Here is a 17,352-nt window from a genome sequence, read left to right on the forward strand (position 1 = left end):
CGCTGCGCTAACCCAAGAACGCGGCGGCATCCGCAAACACCGCCTCGAACATTTCCGTCGTCAGGCGTCCGGTATTGGTGTTGTAGCGCGAGCAGTGATAGCTCGAAAACAGCCGTACGCCGGCGAGATCGCTGAACCCGTTGTGGCGAAAGGGATGCGCCGCGACGCGGCCGCCGAGGGTTCGGACGGTGGAATCATGGGCGATCTTGCCGAGGGTGATGATGGCGGCGAGATTGGGCAGCTGATCGATCGTTGCCGACAGGAAGGGGCGGCAGGCGTTGATCTCGCCGCCGACCGGCTTGTTCTGCGGCGGCACGCAACGCACGGAATTGGTGATCGCCGCGCCGATCAGTTCGAGCCCGTCGTCCGTCCTCGCGTCGAACCGGCCATTGGCAAAGCCAAAGCGCGTCAGCGTGGCATAGAGGAGGTCGCCGGCATAGTCGCCCGTGAAGGGGCGGCCGGTGCGGTTGGCGCCCCTCAGGCCGGGTGCGAGGCCGACCACGAGAAGCTTTACGCTCTCAGGCCCGCCGGCTGGCAGGAAGCTCGGAACCGGGGCGTTGTGCCAGGACGGCTCCTTCTCGCGCCATTCCTCTCGGAACTCGGCAAGCCGCGGGCATAAAGGGCAGTCTCTGGAAGGCTCGGCGGCGGTTCCGGGCGGAAAGCCGGGCCGGCCGTCAGCTCGGCTCCTCGGCGACTTCGTGGCAGGCGAGGGCACGCTCCGGCTTCCGCGATCGCAGCTCAGTAGTCGTCTTCGCTCTCGGCCTCGGCCCGGCGCGACATGCGTGCTTCGCGTTCTGCCGGGTTGCGGCCGACCTCGTTGCGCAAGGTGACGATGTCGATGAAATGATCGGCCTGGCGGCGCAGATCGTCGGACACCATCGGCGGCGAGGACGTCAGCGTCGAGACGACGGAGACCTTGCGCCCCTTGCGTTGCAGCGCCTCGACCAGCGAGCGGAAGTCGCCATCGCCGGAGAACAGCACGAAGTGGTCGACGGTGTCGACGAGTTCCATGGCATCGATCGCGAGCTCGATGTCCATATTGCCCTTGATCTTGCGACGTCCGGATGGATCGGTGAATTCTTTTGCGGGCTTTGTAACGACGCGGTAGCCGTTGTAGTCGAGCCAGTCGATCAGCGGGCGGATCGAGGAATACTCATTGTCTTCGATCAGAGCGGTATAATAATAGGCGCGGATGACATAGGCTTGGCGCTGAAACCAGGTGAGCATCTTCTTGTAATCGATGTCGAAGCCAAGATTTTTCGACGTAGCGTAAAGATTGGCGCCGTCGATGAAAAGGGCGAGTTTCTCGCGCTGGTCAAACATAGGATGCAGCTTTCGTTAGAAAAACCAGATTGCGTCGATTATTGGTTGGCTCAATGGGGCGTGTTGTCTAATGGATGCCGTTTGATACCCGGCCGTAGCAGGTTTTTGTAGACGCCTGCAAGAGTTCCGCTGGCAATCGCAGCGTTCTTTGGAGGGCGGCTTCAGGAGGCGCGCAGGGGCCTCACCGATGCCCGTGCTAAGGCCCGTTTACCCGGGCAAGCCATGTCGGCTGGAGAAAAGACCGTCGATGGGGGTACTTGTGGCGCGGCGGCGAAAAGGCTATGTCCGAGCCTTCGTCACCGAATTTATCCGTTTCAGGAGACAGGCATGGCCCGCGTCACCGTAGAAGATTGCGTCGACAAAGTAGAGAACCGCTTCGAACTGGTTCTCCTTGCCAGTCACAGGGCGCGCCAGATCTCGCAGGGTCAGACCATAACGGTCGATCGCGACAACGACAAGAACCCCGTCGTCGCCCTGCGCGAGATCGCTGACGAGACGCTGTCTCCGGGCGATCTGAAGGAAGACCTGATCCACTCGCTGCAGAAGCATGTCGAGGTGGACGAGCCGGAGCCGCGGCCGAGCCAGGACCGGCGCGAGGAGAACCAGCGTCTCATCGCGGCAGCCGAATCGGAAGTTCCCGCCGCCATCCAGCCTGCCGCCGACGACGACGAGCCGGTTTCCTTCGATCGCATGTCGGAAGACGATCTCCTGGCCGGCATCGAGGGTCTGGTGCCGCCGGAAAAGACGGACGATTATTGACGCAGACCGGGCTTTTGGCCCTTCAAGCCTTTAGGTCATCGACACTATATTGAGGGGGCGCGCCCTGAGGGCGCCGCCCCCTTTTTTCGTTGAGGCCACCAGCAAGGACGTTCGCCACAAGCCCATGATGCGGCAATATGAACTGGTCGAGAAAGTCGCGGCCTACAAGCCGGAACTCGACGAAGCGCTTCTCAATCGGGCCTATGTCTATGCGATGCAGAAGCATGGCACGCAAAAGCGCGCCAGTGGCGACCCCTATTTCTCGCATCCGCTCGAAGTCGCGGCGATCCTCACCGAGATGCATCTCGACGAGGCGACCATCGCCGTCGCGCTGCTCCACGACACGATCGAGGACACCGATGCCACCCGCAAGGAGATCGACCAGCTCTTCGGGCCGAAGATCGGCCAGCTGGTCGAGGGCCTGACCAAGCTCAAGAAGCTCGATCTCGTCTCCCGTAAGGCGGCGCAAGCGGAGAATCTGCGCAAGCTTCTCCTGGCGATCGCCGACGACATCCGCGTCCTTCTGGTCAAGCTCGCCGACCGCCTGCACAACATGCGCACCCTCGGGCCGATGCTGCCGGAAAAGCGCGCCCGCATCGCCCAGGAGACGATGGACATCTATGCGCCGCTCGCCGGTCGCATGGGCATGCAGGACATGCGCGACGAGCTGGAGCAGCTGGCCTTCCGCCACATCAATCTCGACGCCTATGAGACGGTGACCGCCCGGCTGGCCGAGCTGCGCGAGCGTCACGCCGAGAAGATCGCGATCATCGAGCAGGATCTGACGGCGAAGCTGAAGGAGAACGGCATCCACGCCTCCGTCTCCGGGCGCCAGAAGACGCCCTATTCGGTGTTCTCCAAGATGCAGCGCAAGGCGCTGTCGCTGGAGCAGCTTTCGGACATTTTCGGTTTCCGGGTGATCGTCGACAGCGAGGAGGCCTGCTATCGCACGCTGGGCATCGTCCACCGTACCTGGGCGATGGTGCCGGGGCGGTTCAAGGACTACATCTCGACGCCCAAGCAGAACGACTATCGCTCGCTCCACACCACCATCGTCGGTCCCTCGCGCCAGCGCGTCGAACTGCAGATCCGAACGCGGGAAATGCACGAGGTCGCCGAATATGGCGTTGCCGCCCATTCGATCTACAAGGATGGCGCGACGTCGTCGGGCCCGGTGCACCTGTCCAAGGACTCGAACGCCTATGGCTGGCTGCGGCGGACCATCGAGCTGCTCGCCTCCGGCGACAATCCGGAAGAGTTTCTCGAACACACCAAGCTGGAGCTGTTTCAGGACCAGGTCTTCTGCTTCACCCCGAAGGGCCAGCTGATCGCTCTGCCGCGCGGGGCGACGCCGATCGATTTCGCCTATGCGGTCCATTCGGAAGTCGGCGACAATTGCGTCGGCTGCAAGATCGACGGTCGGATCATGCCGGTCGTGACCGAACTCGCCAATGGTGACGAGGTGGAGGTCATCTGCGCCAAGGGGCAGACGCCGCCGCAGGCCTGGGAGAACATCGCCGTCACCGGCAAGGCCCGGGCGGCGATCCGCCGGGCGGCGCGCACGCAGATCCGCAAGCAGTATTCCGGCATCGGCCAGCAGATCCTCGAGCGAACCTTCACGCGGGCCGGCAAGACGTTTTCCAAAGACGCGCTGAAGCCGCTGCTCGCCAAGCTCGGCCACCGGGAAATCGAGGATGCGCTGGCAGCCGTCGGGCGGGGCGAGTTGAAGCCGAGCGATGTCTTGAAGGCGGCCTTTCCGGAATATCAGGAAAGCCGGGCGACACGGGCGGCGGAAAAGGGCGAGGACGAGGGCTGGTTCAATCTTCGCACCGCAGCGGGCATGATCTTCCGCATGCCGGGTCGATCGAAATCGAAGACGCCGAAGAACGGCAAGGCCATTCCCATCCGCGGCGCCGGCGACGACATGCCGGTGCATTTCGGGCCGGACGGCGCCGTTCCCGGGGATCGGATCGTCGGGATCATCGAGCCCGGCAAGGGCATCATGATCTATCCGATCCAGTCACCGGCGCTGATGGCCTATGACGACGAGCCCGACCGCTGGATCGACGTCCGATGGGACATCGACGAGGCGCTGAGCGAGCGGTTTCCCGCCAGAATCACGCTCTCGGCCAAGAACGAGCCGGGTTCGCTCGCCGAAATCGCCGAGACGATCGCCATCAACGATGCCAATATCCAGAACCTCTCGATGGTCTCCACCGCGCCGGATTTCACCAAGATGGTCATCGAGCTCGAGGTCTGGGACATTCAGCATCTGAACCAGACCCTCCGGCAGCTTCGGGGCAAGGCCTGTGTCGCCGACGTCTCTCGCGTCAACGGGTAAAGCCGCGCTTGCGGCCGCCGCCACCCGTCTTTAACGAGAAGCGCGCAGTTGACGAGTACGAGTGGAGCGACAATGACGAACGAGGACGTTCTCGACATCTTCCGGAAGGCCGGGGCCTATCTGGAAGGCCACTTCATCCTCACCTCGGGGCTGCGAAGCCCGGTATTTCTGCAAAAGGCGCGGGTGTTCATGCATCCCGAGCTGACCGAGACCCTCTGCAAGGCGCTCGCTGCGCGAATTCGGGCCGAGACCGAAGAGCCGATCGATTTCGTCGTGGGACCGGCGGTCGGCGGCCTGATCCCCGCCTATGAGACCTCCCGCCATCTTGGCGCGCCGGCGATCTGGGTCGAGCGCGAGAACGGAACATTTCGATTGAGGCGCTTCGAGATCGAGCCCGGCGCGCGGGTCGTGATCGTCGAGGACATCGTCACCACCGGGCTGTCGATCCGTGAGACGGTCGCCTGCATGCGCGATCTCGGCGCCGAGGTCGTCGCGGCGGCATGCATCATCGATCGCTCTGCCGGCAAATCCGACGTCGGCGTGCCTTTGATCGCGCTCGCCGAATACGAGGTGCCCGCCTATTCCGCCGACGCGCTTCCGCCGGAGCTCGCAGCGATCCCGCCGGTGAAGCCGGGAAGCCGTTCGCTGTGAGCGACGCGACGTCGAAAGATTGAGACAACGCAAAGCGTGTAGGTTGAAGACGAACGAGCCTAATCGGTGCGTCTGCCGTTCGTGACGAACTCGTGAAGCCCTCACGGGTCGCAACGAAAGGTTTTTCGCCGCATTCGATTGCGCTAAGCTTCTTGCTCACGGCGGAGTGTTTGGGGCCCTTCGCAGGATGCCTTGCCGCCGCCGACCACGGGTCGGCGCAGAACCATCCGTCCGATATGCCGGGAGAACCGAGCGGTCATGTTGTTTCGTCGGCGCGTGCCCGAAAGCCGATGGGCGCGATTTTGCACACTTGTCTGGCCACGCCGGTCGTTCCGGCGCTCCTACCGCTATTTCGTCAAGCGGGTGATTCGCCTCGACGCGGCGCCCCATGCCGTTGCCGCCGGATTCGCCGCGGGCGTCATCGCCTCCTTCACGCCCTTTGTCGGCTTTCACTTCATCATCGCTTTCGCCATCGCCTATCTGATCGCCGGGAACATGGCGGCCGCAGCGCTCGGGACCGCAGTCGGCAATCCGGCGACCTTTCCCTTCATCTGGGGCGCGACCTACGAAGTCGGCATCGCGCTGAGCGACGGGCACTCGGTCCGGAGGCTGCACATGCCGTCGCTTGAATCGGCGCTGTCGCCGTCGAATATCATGGGGATCTGGGAGCCGATCGTGAAGCCGATGCTGATCGGGTCCGTTCCGCTGGGGCTGGTCGCCGGGCTCATATCCTACGGTCTGGTGCGCTCGGCGGTCACCAGTTTTCAGGGTCACCGCAAGAAGCAGATCGCTGCCGGCCGCAAGCCCGCGGCGCAGGCGGGCAGGGAAATCGTCGAGCGCCTGACGGCACGCTCTGGCAAGCGTGGTGCAGACCATGCCGCTTCCGTCGGGCCCGAGCCTGACAAACTTTAATTTCATCGCCGTTGCGGGGGGGCGGTCGAGTGGGTAGAAGGCGCTTTGCGGCCGGGCCGCGAACGCGAACTGGCTAAAGAGAGTGTGATGGTCGACCAGGCCGAACGAACGGAACAGGGCGGCTTCGGCGAGACCGTCAAGGTCATTATCCAGGCGCTTCTCCTTGCGCTCGTCATCCGCACGTTCCTGTTCCAGCCCTTCTCCATTCCGTCCGGCTCGATGATGCCGACATTGCTCGTGGGCGACTATCTGTTCGTCTCGAAATGGAGTTACGGCTTTTCGAAATACTCGTTTCCCTTCTCTCCCGATCTCTTCGAGGGGCGGATCCTGTCGTCGCAGCCGCATCGCGGCGATGTCGTCGTCTTTCGCAAGCCGCACGAGGAAGACGTCGACTACATCAAGCGCCTCGTCGGCCTGCCGGGAGATCGCATCCAGGTGCGCGACGACATCTTCTATCTGAATGGCAAGCCGGTGCCGCGCCAGGATGCCGGCGAATTCACCTTCGAGGACGGGACGACGGCCAAGCAGTATCGCGAGACGCTGCCGAACGGGGTTTCCTACATCACCCTCGACCTGTCGCCCAATTCGCCGGGCGACAACACCCGCGAATTCGTGGTGCCGCCGGATCACTATTTCATGATGGGCGACAATCGCGACAACTCGCTCGATAGCCGGTTCGACGTCGGCTACGTGCCGTTCGAAAATCTCGTCGGCAAGGCGCAGGTGATCTTCTTCTCGATCAAGGACGACGTCTCGCCGCTGGAGGTCTGGAACTGGCCGAGCGATCTGAGGCCAAGCCGTTTCCTGACATGGCTCGGATGAAACGCGAAAAATCTCTCGAAGCACTCGAAGAGACGATCGGGGTCCCGATCCGCGACAAGGAACGCTTCGAGCGGGCCCTGACCCATGCCAGCCTGCAGGGCGAGGGGGCGAGCAGGAGCTACGAGCGCCTGGAGTTTCTCGGCGACAGGGTGCTCGGCCTGATCATCGCCGAACGCCTCTTCGGCCAGTTCCCCGATGCCGACGAGGGCGAACTGTCCTTGCGGCTCAACGCGCTCGTCAGCGCCGAGGCCTGCGCCGAGATCGCCGACGAGATCGGCCTGTTCGACTATGTCCGCCAGGGCGCCGATCTGAAGAAGCTGAAGGGCGAGCGCACCCGCAACATTCGCGCCGACCTCGTCGAGTCGCTGATCGCCGCCATCTATCTCGGCGAGGGCCTCGAAACGGCGCGCGATTTCGTCAATCGACACTGGGGCGAACGGCTCGATGCCGACGTCGTCGCAAGGCGTGATCCGAAGACGGCGTTGCAGGAATGGGCGCATCAGCGGGGGCCGAACCTGCCGCGCTATGAAACGGTCGGCCGGTCGGGGCCGGATCACGAGCCGGTCTTCACCATCAAGGTGACGGTCGAAGGGATCGCACCCGCCGAAGGGCAGGGGCGCTCGAAGCGTTTTGCCGAGCAGGAAGCGGCCGCCGCCGTGTTGCGGCGCGAAGGTGTCTGGAAGGAACAGGGTTGAGCGACGAGACGGGCGAAAACAGCGAGGCCGGCACCGCGGCGGCAGGAACCGATGCGGCGGCAGCCGAAAATGGCGATGGCCGGCGCTCGGGCTTCGTCGCGCTGATCGGTGCGCCCAATGCAGGCAAGTCCACCCTCGTCAATCAGCTCGTCGGCACCAAGGTGACGATCGTCACCCACAAGGTCCAGACGACGCGGGCGCTGGTGCGCGGGATCGCGACGCACAACAAGGCCCAGATCGTCTTCGTCGACACGCCGGGCGTTTTCAAGCCGCGGCGAAGGCTCGACCGGGCGATGGTGAAGACCGCCTGGTCCGGCGCGCGCGATGCCGACATCGTCCTTGCCATCGTCGATTCCGAACGCGGCGTCAGCGAGGACGTCGAGCGCATCCTCGAACGGCTGAAGGACACCCGTGCGACCAAGGTCCTGCTTCTCAACAAGGTCGACCGGATCCAGCGCGACAAGCTGCTCGGCCTGACCAAGGAGATCACCGACAAGGTCGAGTTCGACAAGGTCTTCATGATCTCGGCCCTCGACGGTTCGGGCTGTGCCGACCTGATGGACTGGCTCGCCGAAACGCTGCCCGAGGGGCCGTGGTACTATCCCGAAGACCAGGTCTCGGATCTGCCGCTGCGCCAGCTCGCCGCCGAGATCACCCGCGAAAAGCTCTATCTTCGGCTGCATCAGGAGCTGCCCTATTCTTCGCATGTCGAGACCGAGCTCTGGGAGGTCCGTCAGAACGGCTCGGTGCGCATCGAGCAGACGATCTATGTCGAGCGCGACAGCCAGAAGGCGATCGTCCTCGGCCACCAGGGCGAAACGATCAAGGCGATCGGCAAGGCGGCCCGCGAAGAGATCATGGAAGCGGCCGACCAGAAGGTGCACCTGTTCCTCTTCGTGAAGGTGCGCGAGAACTGGGGCGACGATCCGGAACGTTACCGGGAGATGGGGCTCGACTATTCGAGCTGAACCGAGGGGCTGTGCCGGCCATGGAATGGCGTGAGGAGGCGATCGTTCTCGGCGTCCGGCGTCATGGCGAGACGAGCGTCATCGCCGAGGTGATGACGCGCTCGCGCGGCCGGCATCTCGGCATCGTGCGCGGCGGGCGGTCGCGACGGCAGCAGCCGGTGCTGCAGCCGGGCAATACTGTCGAGGCCCATTGGCGGGCGCGGCTCGACGAGCATATGGGCACCTTCATCCTCGAACCTTTGACGCTTCGCGCCGCCTCGCTGATCGAAAGCGCCGCGGCTCTGAACGCCGTGCAGCTGGCGGCGGCGCATCTCAGGCTTCTGGCCGAGCGCGATCCGCATCCGCGGCTTTACGACGGTCTCGCCGTCATCCTCGAGCATCTCGCCGAGCCACAGACGACGTCGGCCCTGATGCTGCGCTTCGAGATCGCGCTGCTCGAAGAACTCGGCTTCGGCCTCGACTTGGCACAATGCGCCGCCACCGGGCAGACGAGCGACCTCGTCTATGTCTCGCCGAAGACCGGCCGGGCCGTCAGCCGCGAGGCGGGAGCGCCCTGGCACGACAAGCTCCTGCCGTTGCCGGCGTTCCTGGCGAAGGAAGGCGGCGATGAGGGAGCCGCGGAAATCGCGCAAGGCTTTCGCCTGACCGGCTATTTCCTCGCCCGCAACGTCTTCGAGCCGCGCGGCCTCAAGGAGCCCGAAGCGCGCCACGGGCTGATCGCTGCGCTGGCGAAAGATGCGCGTCGAGAGGCCGTTTGAAGCGAGCGGCTAAACCGCCAGCGCCGGCCGCTCGACCGCCGTCTCCCGGATCGGCCAGTGCATCACGGCCGCGATCAGGCCGAGGACGACGCCGAGCCACCAGACCGCGTCGTAGGAGCCGGTTGTCTCGTAGAGATAGCCGCCGAGCCACACGCCGAGAAACGAGCCGACCTGGTGGGACAGGAACACCATGCCGCCGAGGAGGCCGAGATATTTCGTGCCGAACATGATGGCGACGAGGGCATTGGTCGGCGGGACGGTGGAGAGCCAGAGGAGGCCCATGACGACGGCGAAGACGACCACCGTCGCAGGCGTGATCGGCGTCAGCAGGAACAGCGTCACGACGACCGAGCGGGCGATGTAGATCAAGGCGAGGAAATGCGGCTTCGAGACGCGCTGGCCGATGATCCCCGATGAGATCGAGCCGATGATGTTGAAGAAGCCGATCAGCGCCATCGCGACCACCGCCCATCTCGGTGCGATGCCGATGTCTGCGAGGAAGGCGGGAAAATGCGCCGTGATGAATGCGACCTGGAAGCCGCAGACGAAGAAGCCGGCGGTGAGGAGAAGGTAGCTCTTCGTCGCGAAGGCCTCGGAGAGCGCGGCGCCCATGGTCTGCTCGATCTCGGGCTTGAGGTCGCGCCGGATCTGGCTGTTGCCCTTCAAGGCCACGGACAGAAGCGGCACGAGAAGCATGATGGCGGAGAGAACAAGCAGCGCGTCGGACCAGCCATAGCTGTCGATCAGGGCTTGCGAGAGCGGCGCGAAGACGAACATGCCCGCCGAGCCCGCCGCCGTGCCGAGGCCGAAGACGAAGGAACGCTGTTCGGCGCTGACGCGCCGGGCAAAGGCCGCGAGCACGATGCCGAAGGAGCCTGCCGCGACGCCGAGACCGACGAGGACGCCCGAGCCGATCGTCAGGAAGAAGGGCGAGGGCGCGACCGCGGTCAGGGCAAGTCCCGCCGCATAAAGAAGACCCGACAGAACGAGGACCCGCGCCGTGCCCCATTTGTCGGCGATCGCGCCGAACAGCGGCTGTCCGGCGCCCCAGCAGAGATTCTGAATGGCGATCGCTAGGGCGAATTCGTCCCGGCTCCAGCCGGTATCCGTCAGCATCGGCAGCTGGAAGAAGCCGATCGCCGAGCGCGGGCCGAAGGTCAGGAGCGCGATCAGGCAGCCGGCACCGATGGCGAGGAGCGTCGCGCCGTCCGCATTGCTTCGGGCAGATGGAGTGCTCATTGCGGAAAGGCCTCCGGACGAATTGCGGCGATCGCTCTTCTACGCGCCAAACGGCTCAGGGCATAACGACGAATTCATATCGCAGCTATCAGAATTTGCGATGCGCCCCACGCACGAAACCGGCCGTTCACGCCTTCCGCTCCGCCCCGCAAGCCGTTAGAAGGCCGACCTGGTGAGGAAACGGACATAGACCCGTGAAACAACACGAAACGATCGCGGATCTGAGGGCTGCCCTCGATCCGCTGCGCAGCGCCGGCATAAGCATCGGCGTCGTGCCGACCATGGGCTATCTCCATGCCGGCCATCTGGAGCTCGTGCGCCGGGCCTGCAAGGAGAACGACGTCGTGGTCGTGACGATCTTCGTCAACCCGACCCAGTTCGGCCCGAGGGAAGACTTCTCGACCTATCCGCGCGACATGGAGCGCGACCTCGCCATGCTCCGTGCCGCTTCGGTCGATCACGTCTTCACGCCGGGCGTCGACGAGATCTATCCGCAACCGCTCGAGACCGCGATCGTGCCGAAGCGGCTCGGCGAGATGCTGATCGGCAAGGCGAGGCCCGGCCACTTCACCGGCGTCGCCACCGTCGTCGCCAAGCTGTTCAACATCGTCCAGCCGGGCAGGGCCTATTTCGGCGAGAAGGATTTTCAGCAGCTGACCGTCATCCGCCGCATGGTGGCGGACCTGAATTTCGCGGTCGAGATCGTCGGTGTGCCGACGGTACGCGAGGAAGACGGGCTCGCCATGTCGTCGCGCAACGTCCGCCTTTCGCCGGAGGAGAGGCAAGCAGCGCGGGTGCTCTCGGCGGCGCTTGCGGAAGGCGCTGCGATGATCGAGGCGGGAGAGGCGTCGCCGGAGGTGGTGCTCGGCAAAATGAGGGCGACGATTGAGGCGCAGCAAGGCGTCGCGTTGCGCTCCCTCGACATCTGCGACGTCGGCAATCTTGCCGCGGTGGAGCGGATCGACGGGCCGGTGGTCATCCTGGTGACGGCGCAGGTCGGGCCGGTCCTTCTGATCGATCAGCACGAGGCGCGGCCGCAGCCGAGCTGAGCGGTCCGCCGGAGGGCGGCTTCGCAGAGAATTGGACGGGAGACATTCGATGAGCGCGCAAAAACCCGAAAGACGACGGACGGCGCCGGACATTCTCGCCCGCAAGGGCGGCGAGCCGATCGTCTCGCTCACCGCCTACAGCGCGGCGCTGGCGCCCTTCGTCGACCCGCTCGTCGACTTCATCCTCGTCGGCGACAGCCTCGGCATGGTCGAGCACGCGATGGAATCGACGCTGTCGGTCAGCCTCGACCTGATGATCGCCCACGGGCGGGCGGTGGTGCGCTCGACCGCGCAATCGCTGATCGTCGTCGATATGCCCTTCGGCAGCTACGAAGCCTCGAAGGAAGACGCCTTCCGCGCGGCCGCAAGGCTGATGGCCGAGACCGGCTGCGGGGCGGTCAAGCTCGAAGGCGGCGTGCCGATGGCCGAGACCATCGCCTTCATCGCCGCGCGCGGTATTCCGGTGATGGCCCATGTCGGGCTGACGCCGCAGGCGGTCAACGCGCTGGGCGGTTTCAAGAGCCAGGGCCACGACGCGGCGGCGCGGGAGAAGATCCTCGCCGACGCGGTGGCGGTGTCGCAGGCGGGAGCCTTTGCCGTCGTCGTCGAGGGCGTCGTCGCGCCGCTGGCCGAGGAGATCACCCGCGCCGTCGCGATCCCCACAATCGGCATCGGCGCCTCGAGCGCCTGCGACGGGCAGATCCTCGTCCTCAACGACATGCTCGGCCTGACGCCGCGCGTGCCGAAATTCGTCAAGCGCTACGGGGCGATCGGCGAGGCGGTCGCGAGTGCCGTGGCGGCCTATGCCGAGGAGGTGCGGGAGCGAAGCTTTCCGGGCGAGGCGCAGACCTACAAGCCGCGCGGCTGAGTAGGGCGACTGAGCCCCCAATTCATTCGATCGAGACGATCTCCGCTTCGCTCGGGCCGGCGCGGACCCGGTCGCCTTCCTCCTTGCCGACGAGCTGGCGCGCCAGTGGCGAGAGGTAGGAGATCAGCCCCTTCGGCGGATCGGCCTCGTCGATGCCGACGATCCGGTAGCTCTGGACGGTGCCGTCCGGCCGCCGGATCGCGACGCGCTGGCCGAACTGGACGACCTCGGTCTCGGCGGAGGGCACCGTGAGCTGCGCCGTCGAGCGGCGGGCGCGCCAGTATCTGAGGTCGCGGTTGATCATCGCCATAGCGATCTTGTCGCTGGCCGAGCGCGCCTCCTCGAGCGATGCCTCGGCCTTGGCGATCTCCGCCTCGAGCATGTCGAGGCCCCGCTCGGTGACGAAGTTCGGGTCCGAACCGAGATCGCGTTCGGGCAAACCTTCGACCTGATCCTCATTGGGCTCCTTGACGAATGCGACGCTCATGGGACGGTCCTCTCTTGGTGCATGCTTTAAGGGGCGCAACCCGTGGCTGACGATATATGGCGGCGATTGACGGGGCAAAACCCGTGGCGATCCGCCGTGTGCCGTGTGTCGCTCAGGATCGCTCCGTGTTCGAGACGTCTCGCCGTTTCGGTGGCGGTTTCGGCGACGCCGGGACGTCGCATTTCCAGTGTGGCCTGGATGTGTGGACCCGGCGATGTTTTATTCGCCGAGATGTTGGTGTCCGGCGGGTGGGTTTCATCAATTGGTAAGCATGACGGGCGCACTGCTCGGGGGAGTGTTCATCGATCGGCGTCGTGCATCCGAGCCCCGCGCCGCTTCGATCTTGTGGATCGCCCCGCGTCATGAAATTCGCTTCCAGATCAACCCCGGCCGCCAGCCGATCGAAACGCGCCGTCGAGCACGGCCGTGACGGCAGGTCCCGCACGGCGCTGACATCGGCAATGTTCCTCTTGGCATTCGCCACGATCATCGGTCGCCTCGTCTGGTTCGGTGGCTTTGAGCCCGGCCGGATCGACGGCATGTTCGTTTCGAGCATTCCCGCCTCGAACCGGCCGGACATCGTCGACCGACATGGCGAGATCCTGGCGACGGATATCCGCACGGCGTCGCTTTTTGCCGAGCCCAAGCGGATCATCGACGCCGACGAGGCGACCGAAGCGGTGTTGACGGTTCTCCCGCAACTCGATCCGGGCGCGCTTTACAGGAAGCTCAGCTCGAAATCGGGATTCGCCTGGCTGAGCCGCGGGCTGACGCCGATGCAGCAACAGGCGGTCTTCAATCTCGGCATTCCCGGGATCGGCTTCCGCACCGAGACGCGGCGGTTCTATCCGGGCGGCTCGGAAGCCGCCCATGTGCTCGGCCTGACGAATATCGACAATCGCGGCATCTCCGGCATGGAGAAATATCTCGACGACAGCGGCTTCAACGCGCTTCAGGCCACCGGGCTGAACCGGAAAGAGGGTCTGAAGGCTTTCAGGCTTTCCATTGACCGCAACGTGCAGCACGTCGTTCACGAGGAACTGGTGCGCGCCTTGAAGGAATATCGGGCGATCGCGGCCGGCGGCGTCATTCTCGATGTCGACACGGGCGAGATCATCGCGATGGCGTCCGTCCCCGATTACAACCTCAACGACGCGGGGGACGCGCCGCTCAAGAAAGAGAACCTGAACCGGATGTCGGCGGGCACGTTCGAGATGGGCTCGACCTTCAAGATCTTCACGACCGCGATGGCGCTCGACTTCGGCGTCGTCAATATCAACTCGCAGGTGGCAACGTCGCCGTTTCACGTGGCCGGCCATACGTTCCGGGAATTCCACAACGAGGGCAACTGGCTCTCGGTGCCGGACATCTTCAAGTTCTCGTCGAATGTCGGCTCGGCCCGCGAGGCGGACATGGTGGGCACCGACCGGCACCGGGAATTTCTCACCCGGCTTGGCCTCTTGTCCAAGATGAAGACGGAACTTCCCGAGGTCGCGATGCCGACCCAGCCGCATGTCTGGAAGAAGATCAATTCGATGACGATCGCCTTCGGCCACGGCGTTTCGACGACGCCGCTCAACACAGCCGTCGCGGCGGCGGCCCTGATCAATGGCGGCTACTATGTTCCGCCGACCTTCCTGCCACGGACCGAGGAGGAGGCGGCCGCCATCCGCCGGCAGATCGTCAACCCCCAAACGTCGCTCGACATGCGCGCGATCTTCAAGCTCAATGGCGAAGAAGGCACCGGCCGGCAGGCCGACGTTCCCGGCTATCACGTCGGCGGCAAGACCGGCACGGCCGAAAAGGTCGAGCACGGCAAATACAATCACAACAAGCGCTTCAACGCCTTCGTCGGGGCATTTCCGATCGACAAGCCGCGCTACATCGTCATGTCGATCATCGACGAGCCGCAGGTGGAAAAAGGCAAGCCCAATGCCCAGGCCGGATGGAACGCGGCGCCGATGGTGGGCAACATGGTGCGCGGCGCCGCGACGTTCCTGAATGTCAAGCCGACATTCGGTGAGGTGGGGCAGCATCTCATGCGGGAGTATTGAGGCGGAAGGCGGCTGCGTCCAGACGCCCGAAATCTTGCCGCCGGGGCACCCGCTCGGGAAGCCTGCCGGTCAAATCGCCGGCTGGTTGACCCGCTTCGACAGTTCCGCCGCGCTCTCGACGCGTTCGGAATAGCGGTCGGTGAGGGCGGCAGAGCGGCCTCTGGTCATGTAGGTGAACTTCGTCAGCTCTTCGCAGACGTCGACGATGCGCTCGTAAAGGGCGGACGGCTTCATCCGGCCGGCCTCGTCGAACTCGTTGAAGGCTTTCGGCACCGAGGACTGGTTGGGGATCGTCACCATGCGCATCCAGCGGCCGAGGATGCGCAGCTGGTTGACGGCGTTGAAGCTCTGGGAGCCGCCTGAGACCTGCATCACCGCCAGCGTCTTGCCCTGGGTCGGGCGCACCGCGCCTTGCGACAGCGGAATCCAGTCGATCTGCGCCTTCATGATGCCGGTCATGGCGCCGTGGCGCTCGGGGCTGACCCAGACCATGCCTTCCGACCATTTGGCGAGATCGCGAAGCTCGGCGACTTTCGGATGGTCGCTCGGCGCGCCATCGGGAAGCGGCAGATCGCGCGGGTCGAAGCTCCTCACCTCGCAGCCGAGATAGGTCAGCAACCGGCCGGCTTCCTCGGCGACGAAGCGCGAATAGGAGCGCTCGCGCAAGGAGCCGTAGAGCGTCAGGATGCGCGGCGGATGGGCGGGGTCGCCGGGAGCTGCATAGAGCGCGGGCTCGATGGGCGCGAGAGCGCCATGGGCGAGATTGGGCAGGTCTGAAAGGGGCATGGCTGCGAAGCGATCGATCGTGTCTTAAAGAAGGGCTGGCGGGTTTTGCGCGGTCGGCCCGACGAGCCGGACCGGGCGCTTTCCGGGATCAGGCGCGGGGCGGGACGACCTCGCCGTCCTCCTTGGTGAAGGCGCCGATATCGGGGTTCGGCAGGATCTCCAGCACCTTTTCGGAGGGGCGGCAGAGCCTGACGCCCTTGTCGGTGATGACGATCGGCCGGTTGATCAGGATCGGATGCTCGATCATCGCGGCCAAAAGCTCCTCGTCGGCGAGCTTGTCGTCGTCGAGGCCGAGTTCCTTATAGGGCGTGCCCTTTTCGCGCAGGAGATCGCGCGGCTTCATCCCCATCATGTCGAGGAGTTCGATCAGCATCTCGCGGCTCGGCGGGTCCTTGAGATATTCGATCACCTCCGGCTCCTCGCCCGACTGGCGGATCATCGCCAGGGTGTTTCGCGAGGTGCCGCATTGGGGATTGTGCAGGATCTTGACGGTCATGAAAGCTCCGATGAAAGCGGGCGAGGTCACTTGGCCGGCGCGCGCAAGGCGTCGCGGATGGTCAGCCGGGTGCCGGGATGCAGCAGCCAGCCGAAGATGGCGACGGCAAGGACGGCGCCGAGGCATTCGGCGAGGATGAAGGCCGGCACGTCCACCGGCCGGATGCCGGAAAACGTGTCGGTGAAGGCCCGGGCGATGGCGACGGCCGGGTTGGCGAAGGAGGTCGAGGCGGTGAACCAGTAGGCGGCGGTGATGTAGAGCCCGACCAGCCAGGGGATCGCCGGGCCGTTGAACCGCAGGCCCCCGAGAATGACGCCGACGAGGCCGAAGGTAGCGACGATCTCCGCCCACCACTGAGCCGGGCCGGCGCGCATGTGGGTGGAGAGCGCGAGCGGCGCCAGATCGAACATCAGATGGGCGGCGATGGTGCCGGCAAGGCCGCCGAGGATCTGCGCGAGGCCATAGCGCCAGGCTTCGCGGCGGCCGATCGCCCCGCGCAAGAGCATGGCGAGGGTGACCGCCGGATTGAAATGCGCCCCCGAGATCGGCCCGAGAATGGTGATCAGGACGACGAGGATTGCCCCGGTCGGCAGCGTGTTGCCGAGAAGGGCCAGCGCCGTGTCGCCCGTCAGCCGCTCGGCCATGATGCCCGAGCCGACGACGGTGGCGACGAGCAGGGCGGTGCCGAGCGCCTCGGCGACGAGGCGGCGGGGAAGGTCGAAGGTGGCCGTGTCGCTCATCGCCCGACCGGCCCTGTCGCGGCCTGCCTGCTGCGTCCGTCAGCCGGCACGCAGGGTTCCTTGCAGGGATCCGTCACGACGCCGCAGATCTCCGGATTCCCGTCGCAGCAATCCTGCGCCAGAAAGCCCATGAGCGCCCGCATCGCCTCGAACCGCACGGCATAGCGAACCTGCCGCCCCTCGCGCCAGGAATGGACGAGGCCGGAGCGATCGAGGCCCGCCAGATGAAAACTCATCCGCGTCGGCATGATCGACAGCCGCTCGGCGATCTCCCCCGAGGGCAGGCCACTCGGCCCGGCCTTCACCAGCAGCCGAAACGCGCGCAGGCGATCGGCATGGGCGAGGGCGGCAAGGGCTGAGACGGCGGCGGTGTCTTTCATGGATGCGAGTATACAAGGATTATT

19 protein-coding genes are annotated in these 17,352 nt (G+C 65.0%); 11 read left to right on the forward strand and 8 right to left on the reverse strand.

Annotated features, from left to right (window positions below):
* Positions 1–7 precede the first annotated feature (7 nt).
* Positions 8–715, reverse strand: a complete 708-nt coding sequence (locus J6595_RS10435; protein WP_209594416.1) for a uracil-DNA glycosylase — start codon at positions 713–715, stop codon at positions 8–10.
* Positions 716–738: 23 nt separating this feature from the next.
* A complete protein-coding gene (locus J6595_RS10440; protein WP_209594422.1) occupies positions 739–1,323 on the reverse strand; it encodes a LabA-like NYN domain-containing protein in 585 nt (194 codons plus the stop codon).
* A 327-nt stretch (positions 1,324–1,650) separates the two neighbouring features.
* Here J6595_RS10440 and rpoZ point away from each other — a divergent pair, with 327 nt between their 5' ends.
* From rpoZ to recO, 8 genes are all read left to right on the forward strand, one after another.
* Positions 1,651–2,082 carry a DNA-directed RNA polymerase subunit omega gene (gene rpoZ, locus J6595_RS10445; protein WP_209594424.1) on the forward strand — a complete coding sequence of 144 codons (432 nt, stop codon included), beginning with the start codon at positions 1,651–1,653 and terminating at the stop codon, positions 2,080–2,082.
* A gap of 124 nt (positions 2,083–2,206) precedes the next feature.
* The gene (locus tag J6595_RS10450; protein ID WP_209594425.1) at positions 2,207–4,423 is read left to right on the forward strand and encodes a RelA/SpoT family protein; all 2,217 of its coding nucleotides are present in this window, start codon (positions 2,207–2,209) and stop codon (positions 4,421–4,423) included.
* 72 nt (positions 4,424–4,495) lie between these two features.
* Positions 4,496–5,074, forward strand: coding sequence for an orotate phosphoribosyltransferase (pyrE, locus tag J6595_RS10455; protein WP_209594427.1), 579 nt, complete (start codon positions 4,496–4,498; stop codon positions 5,072–5,074).
* Positions 5,075–5,332: 258 nt separating this feature from the next.
* Entirely contained in the window at positions 5,333–5,986 is a 654-nt protein-coding gene (locus J6595_RS10460) for a DUF2062 domain-containing protein (RefSeq protein ID WP_209594428.1), read from the forward strand.
* 87 nt (positions 5,987–6,073) lie between these two features.
* Positions 6,074–6,808 (forward strand): signal peptidase I, encoded by a 735-nt coding sequence (lepB, locus tag J6595_RS10465; protein WP_209594431.1) that lies wholly within the window; start codon positions 6,074–6,076, stop codon positions 6,806–6,808.
* Positions 6,805–7,503, forward strand: a complete 699-nt coding sequence (gene rnc, locus J6595_RS10470) for a ribonuclease III (RefSeq protein WP_245197999.1) — start codon at positions 6,805–6,807, stop codon at positions 7,501–7,503. The genes lepB and rnc overlap by 4 nt, the downstream gene beginning before the upstream one ends.
* Positions 7,500–8,471: a GTPase Era gene (gene era / locus J6595_RS10475; protein ID WP_209594435.1), complete on the forward strand. Its 972-nt coding sequence runs from the start codon at positions 7,500–7,502 to the stop codon at positions 8,469–8,471. The genes rnc and era overlap by 4 nt, the downstream gene beginning before the upstream one ends.
* Positions 8,472–8,491: 20 nt before the next feature.
* Positions 8,492–9,229 carry a DNA repair protein RecO gene (gene recO, locus J6595_RS10480; RefSeq protein ID WP_209594437.1) on the forward strand — a complete coding sequence of 246 codons (738 nt, stop codon included), beginning with the start codon at positions 8,492–8,494 and terminating at the stop codon, positions 9,227–9,229.
* A 9-nt stretch (positions 9,230–9,238) separates the two neighbouring features.
* Here the strand turns inward: recO and J6595_RS10485 are convergent, their stop codons facing one another.
* Positions 9,239–10,468: an MFS transporter gene (locus J6595_RS10485; RefSeq protein WP_209594439.1), complete on the reverse strand. Its 1,230-nt coding sequence runs from the start codon at positions 10,466–10,468 to the stop codon at positions 9,239–9,241.
* Between the two features lie 194 nt (positions 10,469–10,662).
* On the opposite strand from J6595_RS10485, the gene panC reads away from it, so the two are divergent.
* Together panC and panB are read left to right on the forward strand one after the other, a co-directional pair.
* The gene (gene panC / locus J6595_RS10490) at positions 10,663–11,517 is read left to right on the forward strand and encodes a pantoate--beta-alanine ligase (protein ID WP_209594441.1); all 855 of its coding nucleotides are present in this window, start codon (positions 10,663–10,665) and stop codon (positions 11,515–11,517) included.
* Between the two features lie 49 nt (positions 11,518–11,566).
* On the forward strand, positions 11,567–12,385 hold the full coding sequence (gene panB / locus J6595_RS10495; RefSeq protein WP_209594442.1) for a 3-methyl-2-oxobutanoate hydroxymethyltransferase: 819 nt from the start codon (positions 11,567–11,569) through the stop codon (positions 12,383–12,385).
* Between the two features lie 22 nt (positions 12,386–12,407).
* On the opposite strand, the gene J6595_RS10500 is transcribed toward panB, so the two are convergent.
* The gene (locus J6595_RS10500) at positions 12,408–12,872 is read right to left on the reverse strand and encodes a GreA/GreB family elongation factor (RefSeq protein ID WP_209594443.1); all 465 of its coding nucleotides are present in this window, start codon (positions 12,870–12,872) and stop codon (positions 12,408–12,410) included.
* Positions 12,873–13,234: 362 nt separating this feature from the next.
* Here J6595_RS10500 and J6595_RS10505 point away from each other — a divergent pair, with 362 nt between their 5' ends.
* Positions 13,235–14,926, forward strand: coding sequence for a peptidoglycan D,D-transpeptidase FtsI family protein (locus J6595_RS10505; protein WP_209594445.1), 1,692 nt, complete (start codon positions 13,235–13,237; stop codon positions 14,924–14,926).
* A 69-nt stretch (positions 14,927–14,995) separates the two neighbouring features.
* Here J6595_RS10505 and arsH read toward each other — a convergent pair whose 3' ends face one another.
* From arsH to J6595_RS10525, 4 genes are all read right to left on the reverse strand, one after another.
* Positions 14,996–15,712, reverse strand: a complete 717-nt coding sequence (arsH, locus tag J6595_RS10510; RefSeq protein ID WP_209594447.1) for an arsenical resistance protein ArsH — start codon at positions 15,710–15,712, stop codon at positions 14,996–14,998.
* Positions 15,713–15,800: 88 nt separating this feature from the next.
* Positions 15,801–16,208 (reverse strand): arsenate reductase (glutaredoxin), encoded by a 408-nt coding sequence (gene arsC / locus J6595_RS10515; protein ID WP_209594449.1) that lies wholly within the window; start codon positions 16,206–16,208, stop codon positions 15,801–15,803.
* Positions 16,209–16,234: 26 nt separating this feature from the next.
* On the reverse strand, positions 16,235–16,948 hold the full coding sequence (locus tag J6595_RS10520; RefSeq protein WP_209594451.1) for an MIP/aquaporin family protein: 714 nt from the start codon (positions 16,946–16,948) through the stop codon (positions 16,235–16,237).
* Entirely contained in the window at positions 16,945–17,328 is a 384-nt protein-coding gene (locus J6595_RS10525) for an ArsR/SmtB family transcription factor (RefSeq protein WP_209594453.1), read from the reverse strand. Before J6595_RS10525 ends, J6595_RS10520 begins: the two co-directional genes overlap by 4 nt.
* Positions 17,329–17,352 lie beyond the last annotated feature (24 nt).

Origin of the sequence: Jiella mangrovi (genome assembly GCF_017815135.1) — a bacterium.
In the GTDB taxonomy this organism is placed as follows: domain Bacteria; phylum Pseudomonadota; class Alphaproteobacteria; order Rhizobiales; family Rhizobiaceae; genus Jiella; species Jiella mangrovi.